Raw genomic sequence first — 12366 nt, 5'->3', positions numbered from 1 at the left:
GCCTGGCGAGCCGGAACGCCCTCCCGAGCAGAACTTTTCCCATCTGAACAAAAAGATGACGACCTATTGCAGAAAGCGGCGTCATCGCGAGGATGGTTCGATGCGTCATCTCCCTCGGGCTCACTGCCGCGTCACCGCCGGCCTCCTCGCCCTGGTCCTCGCCGCCAGCGTCGTCCTCCTCGGACCGGCCACACCCGCCTCGGCGCACGGCACCCTGGCGATGTCCACACCGGCCGAGGGCGCCACCGTCGACGAGGCCGTGACGGCCGTGCAGCTCTACTTCACCGAGCGGGTCCGCGAGGACGCGTACTTCACCGTCACCGCGCCGGGCGGTGCCCGGGTGGACAACGGCTGGACGCATGGCGAACCCGGCGAACTCGACCGCCCGGTGCGGGAGTACTTCCTGGTCGACGGGGTGTTCGAGCCGCGCGAGTACACCACCGGTTTTCCCGCGGTGGTGGCCCTCGCGCACCTGCCCGCCGTCGGCCAGTACTCGGTGAGCTACCTGTCGGTCGCCTCGGACGGTGACCCGGTACGCGGCACGGTCACCTTCCGGTACACCGGCAAGCCGACGGCCGCGCCGCCGGACTGGCAACCGCCCACCGGCCAGCCGGATCCGTCCCTGCTCGCCGCCGCCGAGCAGCACGGAGACACCGGATCGCAGCCGGCGTCCGGCGATGCCACCCCCGTCGCACCGACGGCACCGGTCCCGTCGGTGGCCGCCGCGCCACCCGCCTCCGACGACTCGGGTGGCATCGGCGCGCTGGGCTGGGCCGCACTGGTAGTGGCCGTGGTCGCGGTCGCCGGCTTCTTCGCCTGGCAGCGCCGTCCGGCTCGCGTCGACCGGAGTCGCAAGGTGGTACGCCGATCCGGTGCCGCCCGACCTCGCGGCAAACCCACCACACCCGCCAAGGGAGGCCGTACCACGGCAGCCGCCACGGGTCGCGGCGGCACGGCGGCAGGCCCGGCCGCCCGGCGAGGCCGGAGGACTGCCACGGTATCGGCGGCGGCCCCGGCTCGGCGGGCGGTGACCACCACCCCGGTGGCACCCGCCGAACCTGCGGAAGCCGCCGCACTCGCCGCGCCCGAGGCGCCAGCGGACGGTTCCGCGTCGACCGGCTGGTGGCACCGTGCCGGCGATACCCGGCTCGCGTTGCTTGTCGGTGGACTCGTGCTGACGCTGTTGGCCGGTTTCGCGCTCGGCCGGATCGGCACCTCCGACGAACCCACCTCGGTGGCGCAACCGCCGGGCGCGGCAGCGGGTGGTGACAGCCGGGGCGCGGCCCAGGCGGTGACGGCAGGTGACGGCCATCAGCACCCGGCGGGTAGCGGCCCGCACTCGCATCCGGGTGACGGCCAGGACCAGGCCACCGGTACGACGGTGAGCGCGGCCGGGTACACGCTCAAGCCGGTGCTGCGCTCCCAGCCGGCGGGCGCGACGACCGACTACCGGTTCCGGGTGGTGGGGGTCGACGGGCAGCCGGTGACCCGCTTCGCGGTGGTGCACGACAAGCCGCTGCACATGATCGTGGTCGGCCGTGACCTCGGTGGATACCAGCACCTGCACCCGACGATGGCGGCGGACGGCACCTGGAGCGTGCCGCTGAAGCTCACCCGACCCGGCGGTTACCGCATCTACGCGGACTTCACCGTCACCACCGCTGACGGCCAGGGGTTGCCGCTCGTGCTCGGCGTCGACCACGAGGTGCCGGGCAGTTATCAGCCGGCCGGACTGCCCCCGCCGCAGCCGCAGACGACGACCGGGCCGTACGCGGTGTCCATGGCCGGCACGCCCACCATCGGGATGACCGTCCCGCTGACCCTTCGTGTCGACCGTGACGGGGCGACCGGGCCGGTGCAGTTGGAGCGTTACCTCGGCGCGTACGGGCACCTGGTCGTGCTCCGTGAGGGTGACCTGGGTTTCCTGCACGTCCATCCGGAGCCGGAACTGGTCGACGGCGCGGCGAAGTTCTGGCTGACCGCGCCCAGCACCGGCCGTTACCGGGCGTTCTTCGACTTCCAGGTGGACGGGAAGGTGCACACCGCGGCGTTCACGATCAATCTGGCCTGACGTCCTCGTCCACCCGGACCTCCGCTGCCACCTGATCACCGGCCACCAGCGCGGAACCGGTCGGCTTCCGCCGGCGTCCGATCGGCATGAGCATTCGTCGAAGCGGGCGACTGGCGGTCGTACCCTTGCTGTTGCTGACCTCCGCGGCCTGCGGCCAGCAGGCCGGTGACGCCGGATCGGGAGAGGCGGACTCACCCGAGCGGTCCTACTCCGCCGACGCGGTGGTGTTCCGGATGGAACACACCGGGGGTTTCGTCACGCCGGCCATGCTGGCCACCCGCCTACCCACGGTCAGTGTCTACGGTGACGGTCGCGTGATCACCCAGGGGCCGGTGCCGATGATCTATCCCGGGCCGGCGCTGCCCAACCTTCAGCTGGGCACGATCAGCGCCACCGAGGTGGCGGAACTGCTCAAGGCGGCCCGGGCCGCCGGGGTGGGCGGCCCGGCGGACCTCGGCACACCGCCGGTTGCCGACGCCCCCTCGACCCGGTTCACCGTGCTCGGTGACAACGGGGTGGAGGAGCTGGAGGTGTACGCCCTCGCCGAGTCCGGCGGGGCACAGACCGGACTCACCGCCGACCAGCGGGCGAAGCGGGACACGCTGCGGGAGTTCGCCGACTCGCTGAGCGTCGAGTCCGGTCCGCTGGGCGTCGCACAGACGGACACGCAGCCGTACGTGCCGACCGCCGTCGCCGCCGTGGCCGAACCGTGGGTCGCCAACGCCGAGGCCGGTGAGCAGCCCGAGGTGGCCTGGCCCGGGCCGGCATTGCCGGGCGCCGAACTCGGCGAGGGCCTTGGTCTGGGTTGTGTGACGGCGACCGGTGACGAGGCACAGCAGGTGCTGACCGCCGCGGCGGCGGCGAACGCGGCCACCCCGTGGGTCTCGGACGGCAAGCGGTGGACGGTGGCCCTGCGACCGCTGCTGCCCGACGAGGCCGACTGCGGTGACCTGGCCACCGACCGATGATCCCGGCTCGGGCGGCCGGCTACCGGCCGCCCGACGGGCTAGGTGGCACGGGCCGGTTAGGCTGCCGCGCGATGAGCGGCAGGCAGGCGGGAAACCCCGGGGCGGGCGAGGCGTACTCCGGGCAGCGAGATTTCCCGACCGCCGAGCTGTCCCGCATCCTGGTCTACGGAGTCCACGGCTGCGGCAAGTCAACCCTGGCGCAGCGCCTGTCCGAGCGGCTCGGGCTGCCCTGGTACCCGGTCGACGACCTGCTCTGGGAGCCCAACTGGGTCGAGGTGCCGGTGGCGCGCCAACGCAGCCGGATCGAGACGATCTGCCGCCGGGACCGCTGGATCCTCGACGGGGCGTACCACGGATGGCGGGACGTACCGTTGGCCCGCGCGGATCTGGTCATCGGCCTGGACTACCCGCGCGGGCTGTCCTTCCGGTGGTTGCTGCGGCGCACGCTGCGCCGGCTGTCGACCGGGGAGGAGATCTGCAACGGCAACCGTGAGTCGCTGGGCAGCGTGCTGTCCACCGAGTCGGTGCTGATGTGGCACCTCACCGAGTTCGCCCGGGAACGGCGTCGGCTGCGGGACTGGCGTGCCGATCCGGCCGGCCCGCCGGTGTTGCTGCTCGATTCACCGGAGGCACTCGAACGCTGGCTGGCTGGTCTGCCGCACCGGTGAGAGGTCGGCTGTACGGGGAAGACTCGCCGATCCGGCCTGGCCGTTCGTGCCCGACGGCGGGTCACCCTCGATCACCACCTGCGGCAGGTGCCGCGCTAGGTCGAGCTTGGCCAATCATCGGGACGACGGCGGTCGCAACGATGAAGATGGGCACATGGGGCGGTTCCTCCGAGGGCGCGTCGAGACGACCTCGGAGACGCATCGGACGACGCGGTACGAGATCTTCTTTGATCTGGTGTTCGTCTTCGCGCTGACCCGGATCACCGCCTACATGGCTGGTCACGCCTCGCCACTGACCCTGCTCAAGGGCCTGGTCGTCCTGCTGCTGCTGTGGATCTCCTGGCTGATCTACGCCTGGCTGGGCAACCAGGCCCGTGCCGACATCGGGCTGATCCGGGCCGGCACCACCGCGGTCATGGGGCCGATCTTTCTCATCGCCGTGGTCATCCCGAACGTATGGGAACCGAGTTTGGCTTCGCGCCTGATCCTGGTGCTGTCGTACCTCGTGGTGCGGGCGGTCCACCTGGCGCTCTATCGCCGGGCGGCCGAGGGCGACCGGCGGCTGCACCGCACGTTGCGCATCTACACGGTGACCACCGCGCTGTCCTGGATCCCGCTCGTGCTCGGAGCACTCCTCGGCGGTGACGCACAGTTGCCGCTCTGGACTGCGGCTGTCGCGATCGACTTCGCTGGCGGACTCATCGCCTCGACGTTGAGCGGGTGGCCGTTGCGTAGTTCCGAGCATTTCGTCGAACGGCACGGCCTCGTGGTGATCATCGCGCTCGGCGAGACGTTGATCTCGGTCGGCGCCGGCATCGGATCCGAAATGATCAACGGGCCGACCGTGCTGGCCACGCTGTTCACCCTCGTCGTCACGGTCTGCCTGTTTCGGCTCTACATGCTGTACTCGGGGGCGGCGGGTGAGGTGCTGATGACCGAGCGCGGGCCGCGACGCGACCGGCTCGCGGCCAACGCCTACAGCGGCGGCCACTTCACACTGGTCGCTGGGACGATCTACCTGGCGCTCGGGGTGCACGAGGTGATCGCTCCGCTGGCGCATCACGAGCCCTGGGCTGCTGCCGGGTCGCGCCTGCCCTGGACCTCGGCCGTCGCGCTGTTCGGCGGGGTCGCGCTGTATCTCGCGGGCGAGGTGCTGTTCCGTGGGCTCAGCGTCCGATCGGTGTCGTCGGCGCAACTGCTCGCGCCCGTGGTGGCCTTGGCCCTGCTGCCGGCCGGACGGTACCTGCCCGGCCTGGCCGCTCTCGGCCTGCTCGCCACCTTCCTCGTGGTGCTCGTCGGCTACGAACGTGTCTTCGGCGCCGGCCGCGCCGCCCACCGTCCCGCTGCCACCACCAGGCACGATACCGAGTAGCGGTCCGGACTGCGGGGCGGCGGCTGGTGGGGCGCGCCGATCGCTGCGGGGTCAGAAGCCTAGGGCGGCCCTGCCGCCGACCACCGGTAGGCGCAGCTCACTGTGGTGCGGTACGACTCGTAGCCGCGTGCCACCCAGCGGAAGCAGGGTGTAATCCTGATCGCTGGAGAAGATCACCAGACCGATCCGGTAGCCCGCCGGGAAGACGTGATCCTTGGGCTCCAGGGTCCACCGCAGGTCGTACAGCTTGCCCTGGCGCAGCGGGTCGGTGCGCGAGACGCTCCGCCGGTTCTGCGGGTCCATCCAGCCGCGGGTCACCACCGTCGGTGCGGCGGTCGAGCCGGCCGGTCCATAGTCGACCAGGTAGGCGGTGAGGTTCGCGTCCGGCTTGTTGGCGATCGCCAGCCGCAGCCGCAGCTCCGGACGGCCGGACACGCGGACGTCGCGAGGCAGCGCGGGAGACAGGTAGGCCAACCGGTGCGGGCTGGTCGCTTCCGGGTCGGCGACCAGGGTGTCCGGGTGAATGGTGCGTCCCTCGTCAACGAAGAGTTGCTCGACGGCACGCTTCGGCGGCCGGGCGGAGGTGAGCGTGCCGACCGTGGTGGCGTCGGTGGCGGCCAGCCGCAGCGCGACCTCCCGACTGCCCGGATCGGGCCAGTCGGCGTACGTCGTGTAGACACCCTCCTCGCGCTGCACCACGGCCGTCGGTTCGTCCATGATCCCGTTGGGCACCTGCCACAGCCAGTGGTCGAACCAGCGGTTCTCGGTCTGCTTCCACGTCCAGGTCCGGCCGTCCGGCAGGGTCACCGACGCGGCGTTGCCCGGGCCACCATGCCCGCCCTGGTGCAGCCAGATCTTGCGCGGTACGCGGTGCCGGGCCAACTCGTCCCACCAGCCGGCGAAGTGCTCGGTCTTGACGTTCCAGTCGTTGAGGCCGTGCACAACGAGCACGCTGGCCCGCACCTTCCGCGCGTCAAGGTAATCGCGGTCGCGCCAGAACGCCGAATAGTCACCGGTGACCCGGTCCTGCCGGGCGGTCAGCTCCGCGATCTCGTCGGCGCAGCGCCCCTGTGCCCGGGCCTGACCGGCGGTGAACCCGGCCAGCACGTCGGTGTCCTCACCCTGATACGTCCCAGGTGCCACCACCAGGCCGTTGGCGCGGTAGTAGTCGTACCAGCTGCTGATGGCGGCCACGGGCACGATGGTCCGCAGCCCCGGGACGCCGGTGGTGGCCACCTGGTTGGGCAGGGTGCCGTTGTAGGAGACACCGGTCATGCCGACGGCCCCGGTGGTCCAGCCGGCGTTGACCGGCGCGCCGGCCGCGTCGTACCCCTTCGCCCGCCCGTTCAGCCAGTCGATCACCGCCCGGGTGCCGAGCGTCTCGGCCCGGTCGCCGCTGGTCGGGCAGCCGTCGGAATCGCCGGTGCCGACGCTCTGCCCGAGCACCACCGCGTAGCCCCGGGGCACGTAGTAGTCATCGAGCGAGCCGGGCAGGTTGGCCTTCGTCGCCGCCCGCTGCACCACCAGGTCGGACGTCCGTTGGCCGGATCGGCGCTCGACGCCGTTCTGCGGCAGTTCGTCCACCAGCACACTCGGGTAGGGCACGTCGTACCAGACGTCCTTGCGGTACGGGCTGTGCTCGAATATGACCGGCACCTTGAATCCCTCGGTGGCGGTCTCCCGAGGCCGGGATATGTCGATCGCCACCCGGTCGAGGCGGCCGTCGTGGTCGGTGTCCACCGTGGTCTGAACGTAAACCCGCTCCTCGATCGCGTCGGCGAGCGAGAACACCGGTTGGGTCATGCCGTCGACGACCACGATGCCCGGAGTGGGGATGGGTGCGGTCCGCGCCGCCGCCGGAGCCGCGTGCAGCGCCAGCGTGCCGGACAGACCGATGCCGAGCAGTGCCAGCAGGTAGGGGGACCGACGCACGGCGTCTCCCTTCGGAGTTTAGACATTTACACCTTGCGATGTTATCGCTCACTGACTACGTTTCGGAGGCAGGAGCGAAGGGCACGCTCCGACGTCCCCCGCCCGGTCGGTGACCAGGCGAGCCGCGGCGCGTGGCGCCGGCTGACGGGTACTGCGGGCCCCGTGCGGGACGGGTCACGCCGCCGGTCCAGGGCGGCTGACGGTACGCGCGGGAGCCGTGGCACACGCCGAGCATCGCCGCTCCGGGCCGCCCACCTGAACTCACAGCCCGAGCCGGTGTCGCACCGTGGCGCATACCCCGCGGTACGCCGGCCGTCCCCGGCGCCGCCACCAGGGCGATGTGCCGCACCGCCGCGCGTCCACAGCGGGCGCGGAATGGAGTCACGAATGTCCAGGCGTAAATCGATTTTCGGGCCGATCGCGCTCGCGGCGCTGATGGTGCTGGCTGCCGCCGGCACGGCGCTGAGCGCGAACCCCGGCAGCGTCCCGGCCGCCCAGTCGGGCATCCTGGCCGCGACCGCCGGTTGCGGCAAGGCACCCACGCTGCGCAGCGGTACGCACACCATCCAGAGCAGCGGCAGGAACCGGAGCTACATCCTGCGGGTGCCGGACAACTACAACAACAACAATCCGTACCGACTGGTGTTCGGGTTCCACTGGCTCAACGGCTCGGCGACCGACGTCGCCACCGGCCAGACCGTGCAGCGCGACACCTGGGCCTACTACGGACTGCTGCCCCTGTCGAACAACAGCACCATCTTCGTCGCGCCGCAGGGCCTCAACAGCGGCTGGGCCAACTCCGGTGGCGAGGACGTCACCTTCGTCGACGACATGCTCCGGCAGATCGAGGGTGACCTCTGCGTCGAGACCACGCAGCGCTTCGCGCTCGGGTTCAGCTACGGCGGTGCCATGAGCTACGCCCTCGCCTGCGCCCGGCCGAACGTCTTCCGCGCCGTCGCCGTCTACGGCGGAGCGCAGCTGAGCGGATGCAGCGGCGGCAGCCAGCCGGTCGCCTACTTCGGCGCGCACGGCATCCGCGACGGTGTGCTCAACATCTCCAACGGGCGGTCGCTGCGGGACCGGTTCGTCCGCAACAACGGCTGCACCGCGCAGAACCCGCCGGAGCCGTCGCAGGGCAGCCTCACCCACCGCAGCACCACCTACTCCGGCTGCGCGTCCGGCTACCCGGTCGTCTGGGCGGCCTTCGACGAGGGACACATCGCCGCTCCCCAGGACGGCGCACCCGGCGACAGCGGCTCCCGTACCTGGCTGCCGGGCGAGACCTGGCGCTTCTTCACCCAGTTCGGCGGCACCACGCCGCCGCCCAGCCCGACCACTCCGCCGCCGAGCCCGACCACCCCGCCCCCGAGCCCGACCACGCCGCCGCCCGGTGGCGGGGCGTGCCGGGTCACCGCCGAGGTCAACGCCTGGAACACCGGGCTGACCGAGCAGATCACCATCACCAACACCGGCAGCTCCACCATCAACGGCTGGTCACTGGTCTTCACGCTGCCCGGCGGGCAGACCATCACCGGTGGCTGGAATGCCAGCTATTCACCGACCTCCGGGCAGGTGACCGCCCGCAACGTCTCGTACAACGGCACCCTCGCCCCGAGCGCGTCGGTCGGCATCGGCTTCCAGGCCACCCACACCGGTAACACCGGCGAACCGAGTTCGTTCACCCTCAACGGAGCGGCCTGCACCGTCAGCTGACCCGTGCGCTCGTCCGGGCGCGGATCCCACCCGGGATCCGCGCCCGGCGGCGGTCTTCCGATCCTGCGCCGGCGCCATCGCCGTCCGGCCCCAGCACTCGGCTGCGGGTTACCCGGGCGCGCCAGGTGACAGCGGCAGCGCAGGCAGCACCAGCCGACCCGCCGCGGTCAGTGGACCGGCTCGATCGGGAAGCGTCCGCGGCGCCACTGCCAGTGACGGCCAGCCTTCAGATGGTCGATGACGGCGCGCTGAAGCGCGGTGTCGCGCGGCAGCTGGTCCAGCGGTGTGGTCAGCGTACGGAACACGAACCGCACCACCTCGACGTCGGCGTCGAGCCCGTCCGGCTCCTGATAGGGCTCCAGCTCGAACCGTCGTTGGAAGCGGACGATGTTGGAGTCCTCGGGCAGGTACTCCGACAGCTGCGGGTCGAGCAGCCACGAGCCGCAGGCGAACGACGTGTAGGGCTCGTCGGGGAAGTGGCGCGGGAAGAACGCCCGGGCTCCGTCGAGCGACCTGTCGATCGCCTCGGGGGTCATCGGCCCCGACTCGGGGATGTGCAGTTCAATGGCGGTGCCACCACGATGGTGCTGGAGCCGGCCGAGTTCGTAGATGCCGCCGCGCGCGTGCAAGGTCAGCCAGCTCTGCATGACCGACCAACCCTCGCCCTGCATCCGCCGGTCGATCGCGAGGTTGCGACCCAGATCCGCGAGGGTTACCCAGGAGACGGTGTCGGGGATCCCGTGGTCGCGGTGATATCCCCTGGCCACGTCGACCAGGGCCAGGTACGCGTAGACGTAGAGATGCCGCCATGCCGGGCCCCGCTCACGCGGCAGCGCCGGACCGGGCGCCAGCCAATCGTGGCCCCCGAGATCCGCGCGGACCAGGGCGATCGAGCGGTCGAGCAGCCAGCGCAGTTCCGGGGTCCACAGCGCGGAGTCGGGGTCGGGCCAGCCCGCCATGATCTCGGCGGCGTCGTCCGGCCGCACCGCGAGCCGGTCGAGCAGCGCGGGCGCGTCGGCGCTGACGGGCACCGGAGCCGACGGGTGGTCGCCGGCGAGCCGGTGCACCCGCTCGACGTCCTCGACCGGTACGCCGAGCCGGGTGGCGATGTCGTCCAGATCCACGCGGAAGACAGTAGCGACCGGTGCGGTCGTCGCAACAGCGCGATGCCTGTCAGCCCGCTCAGGGGTTGGGCGGCGTGACCGCGATGATCAGGTGGGCCGGCTGGTCGCTGGCGTTGCGGTAGAGGTGGGCCAGGCGTGAGTCGAAGGTGACGGCCTCACCGGCGGTGAGGGCGTACGCCTCGCCGCCGATGTCGGCGACCACCTCGCCGCTGACGACGATGGCGCACTCTGTCGAGGGGTGTGCCCACGGCTCGGCCGAGCTGGCGTCGCCCGGGGCGAGATGGGCCTGAAGCACCTCCAGGTCCCCGCGCCCCGGAGTGAGGCGTTCGTAGGTGATCTGGCCGGGTGGGGCGGTGAGCAGGCTGCGGCTGCCGGCCCGGCTGACGTGCACCGCCGGTGCCTCCGGTTCGGAGAACAACTCGGCGATCGAGGTGTCGAACACCTGCGCGAGCTTGCGCAGCGTGGCCAGGCTCGGGTCGGTCGCGCCGTTCTCGATCTGACTCAGCAGGGCGGGCGACACGTCGGCGGCTGTGGCGAGCTGCCGCAGCGTGAGGGAGTGCTGCTGGCGCAGGACGCGGAGCCGGTCACCGAGCATGTGATCCTCGATCCGATAACAGTGTGGCTAAAAATGTTTGACCAAGCTACACGGCCCTGTTTAGGGTGGTCAAACAAGAGGCCGGTGTTGTTTGGTACTGGTAGACACGCCGCGTCCAGGCACGAACCGGACGAATGCGAGTCCGGCCTACATCCAACCCTGCGACGACGAACCCCGAGAACCCGACGCACCCCTGAGAACCGGAACACCGTCACTGGCCGTCTGGCCCGGCCGGTGGAGGTGCCGCCGGACGATGCCCCGCGGACCCCGCGCAGCGGGCCGCGCCATACGAAGGTAGGAACAGCATGTCGGTGTCCCCCCGCCGGCTACGCGCCGGAGCGCTCGCTCTGGCGACGCTGGCCATCATCTCCACCACCGCCTGCACGGCCGGCGGCAGCGGTGGCAACGCGAACGGTGGCGAGGCCAAGACCCTCACCGTCAACACGTCGTTCGTGCTCAAGACCCTCGACCCCGGCCGGGTCTACGAGGCCACCGGTCTGACCGCCGTGCACGCCCTCTACGACACCCTGCTCACCTTCGAGGGCTCCGACGTCGGCAAACCCGTGCCGGCACTGGCCGAGTCGTACGAGGCGTCGCCGGACGCGAAGACTTTCACCTTCAAGCTGCGCTCCGGGGTGACCTTCGCCGACGGCAGCCCGCTCACCGCCGACGACGTGGTGTTCTCGCTCAACCGACTGAAGAACATCAAGGGCAGCCCGGCGGTAACCGTGAGCGAGTTGAGCGTCAGCAAGACCGACGACAGCACCGTCGTGGTCACCTCGGCCACGCCCAACCCGAACGTGCCGGTGGTGCTGGCGATGCCGTCCACCGGCGTGCTCAACGCCGAGGTGGCCCGGGACAACGGTGCCAAGGACGGCGCGGACGCCGCGCAGGGCGACACCGCCCAGCAGTACCTCGACACCAACTCGATCGGCAGCGGTCCGTACGTGCTCGCCTCGTACGAGCCGGAGTCGCAGGTGGTGCTGGAGGCCAACCCGAACTACTGGGGCGAGAAGCCGCAGTTCGAGCGGGTGGTGCTGCGCAACATGGACGTACAGACCCAGAAGTTGACCATGCAGCGCGCCGAGAGCGCGGAGATCTCGCTGGACATCTCCGGCAAGCTGCTCGACGGCCTGCCGGAGAGCCTGCAGACCTCCGGCGTGCAGGACACCGTCTACTTCCTCTTCCTCAACGCCGACCCGGGTGTGTCGGCGGTGACCTCGAACCCGAAGTTCAACCAGGCGCTGCGGGCGGCCATCGACTACCAGGGCATCGCCGCCCTGTACGGCCAGGGCGCCGCGCCCGGCGCCGGTCTGGTCGCACCGGCCTTCCCCGGCACGCTGCCGGCGAGCGAGGCGTCCACCCGGGACGTGGCGAAGGCCAAGGCGCTGCTCGCCGAGGCCGGGCTGACCGACCCGACGGTGAAGTTCAACTACCCGGCCATCACCTACAAGGGCGTGGACCTGGGCACCGTGGCCACCAAGGTGCAGGGTGACGCCGCCGAGGCCGGCATCACGCTGGAGTTGAACCCGCAACCGCTGACCACCTTCCTCGACGAGATGCGCAGCGGCAAGTCACCACTGGGCTTCACCCCGCAGAGCCTGAACTACCCGGTCGCCGACTCGCTGATCAACAACATGGCACCCGGTCAGGCCACCGCGCTGCGCTCGGGCTGGACGGTCGAGCGGGCCGACCCGGCGATCGTGGCGGCCGGCGAGAAGGTCACCGAGACCCTCGACCTGGCGGCCCGGGCCGCCGCCATGCAGGAGTGGCAGCGGCTGATGAACCAGTCCTCCCCGTACATCGTGCTGGCCAGCAACTCCTCCACGGTGGTGGCGACCGCCGACCTGACCGGCGCGGACTACTCCGCCGCCGGCTGGCAGGTCGACGTCGCCGCGGTCGGTCGTAAGTAGTCGGAGCACC

9 protein-coding genes are annotated in these 12366 nt (G+C 71.0%); 6 read left to right on the top strand and 3 right to left on the bottom strand.

Translation table 11 applies throughout. The features are described from left to right. Positions 1–100 precede the first annotated feature (100 nt). From KBX00_RS04540 to KBX00_RS04525, 4 genes are all read left to right on the top strand, one after another. A complete protein-coding gene (locus tag KBX00_RS04540; RefSeq protein WP_210823461.1) occupies positions 101–2071 on the top strand; it encodes a copper resistance protein CopC in 1971 nt (656 codons plus the stop codon). 86 nt (positions 2072–2157) lie between these two features. Further along, complete coding sequence (locus KBX00_RS04535) at positions 2158–3039, top strand: hypothetical protein (protein ID WP_210823459.1); 882 nt, start codon at positions 2158–2160, stop codon at positions 3037–3039. 71 nt (positions 3040–3110) lie between these two features. Then, the gene (locus tag KBX00_RS04530; RefSeq protein ID WP_210823457.1) at positions 3111–3707 is read left to right on the top strand and encodes an AAA family ATPase; all 597 of its coding nucleotides are present in this window, start codon (positions 3111–3113) and stop codon (positions 3705–3707) included. A gap of 154 nt (positions 3708–3861) precedes the next feature. Then, on the top strand, positions 3862–5079 hold the full coding sequence (locus KBX00_RS04525) for a low temperature requirement protein A (RefSeq protein WP_210823455.1): 1218 nt from the start codon (positions 3862–3864) through the stop codon (positions 5077–5079). 51 nt (positions 5080–5130) lie between these two features. On the opposite strand, the gene KBX00_RS04520 is transcribed toward KBX00_RS04525, so the two are convergent. Next, the gene (locus tag KBX00_RS04520; RefSeq protein WP_307868055.1) at positions 5131–7011 is read right to left on the bottom strand and encodes a Xaa-Pro dipeptidyl-peptidase; all 1881 of its coding nucleotides are present in this window, start codon (positions 7009–7011) and stop codon (positions 5131–5133) included. Between the two features lie 387 nt (positions 7012–7398). Here KBX00_RS04520 and KBX00_RS04515 point away from each other — a divergent pair, with 387 nt between their 5' ends. Then, on the top strand, positions 7399–8724 hold the full coding sequence (locus KBX00_RS04515; RefSeq protein ID WP_210823453.1) for a cellulose binding domain-containing protein: 1326 nt from the start codon (positions 7399–7401) through the stop codon (positions 8722–8724). Between the two features lie 167 nt (positions 8725–8891). Here KBX00_RS04515 and KBX00_RS04510 read toward each other — a convergent pair whose 3' ends face one another. Both KBX00_RS04510 and KBX00_RS04505 read right to left on the bottom strand, forming a co-directional pair. Continuing rightward, complete coding sequence (locus KBX00_RS04510; protein ID WP_210823451.1) at positions 8892–9848, bottom strand: acyltransferase domain-containing protein; 957 nt, start codon at positions 9846–9848, stop codon at positions 8892–8894. A gap of 58 nt (positions 9849–9906) precedes the next feature. Then, a complete protein-coding gene (locus KBX00_RS04505) occupies positions 9907–10443 on the bottom strand; it encodes a cupin domain-containing protein (RefSeq protein WP_210823449.1) in 537 nt (178 codons plus the stop codon). Between the two features lie 305 nt (positions 10444–10748). Here KBX00_RS04505 and KBX00_RS04500 point away from each other — a divergent pair, with 305 nt between their 5' ends. Beyond that, complete coding sequence (locus KBX00_RS04500) at positions 10749–12356, top strand: ABC transporter substrate-binding protein (protein ID WP_210823447.1); 1608 nt, start codon at positions 10749–10751, stop codon at positions 12354–12356. The last annotated feature ends 10 nt before the right edge of the window (positions 12357–12366 follow it).

Source organism: Micromonospora sp. C95 (genome assembly GCF_018070465.1).
Taxonomy (GTDB): domain Bacteria; phylum Actinomycetota; class Actinomycetes; order Mycobacteriales; family Micromonosporaceae; genus Micromonospora.
This window is presented reverse-complemented; position numbering and strand designations above follow the sequence as displayed.

What these genes read in the sequence shown, in the direction of transcription:
- KBX00_RS04525 (WP_210823455.1), top strand. Translation starts at nt 3,862, where the DNA reads ATGGGGCGGTTCCTCCGAGGGCGCGTCGAGACGACCTCGGAGACGCAT.
- KBX00_RS04500 (WP_210823447.1), top strand. Translation starts at nt 10,749, where the DNA reads ATGTCGGTGTCCCCCCGCCGGCTACGCGCCGGAGCGCTCGCTCTGGCG.
- KBX00_RS04535 (WP_210823459.1), top strand. Translation starts at nt 2,158, where the DNA reads ATGAGCATTCGTCGAAGCGGGCGACTGGCGGTCGTACCCTTGCTGTTG.
- KBX00_RS04530 (WP_210823457.1), top strand. Translation starts at nt 3,111, where the DNA reads ATGAGCGGCAGGCAGGCGGGAAACCCCGGGGCGGGCGAGGCGTACTCC.
- KBX00_RS04505 (WP_210823449.1), bottom strand. Translation starts at nt 10,443, where the DNA reads ATGCTCGGTGACCGGCTCCGCGTCCTGCGCCAGCAGCACTCCCTCACG.
- KBX00_RS04540 (WP_210823461.1), top strand. Translation starts at nt 101, where the DNA reads ATGCGTCATCTCCCTCGGGCTCACTGCCGCGTCACCGCCGGCCTCCTC.
- KBX00_RS04515 (WP_210823453.1), top strand. Translation starts at nt 7,399, where the DNA reads ATGTCCAGGCGTAAATCGATTTTCGGGCCGATCGCGCTCGCGGCGCTG.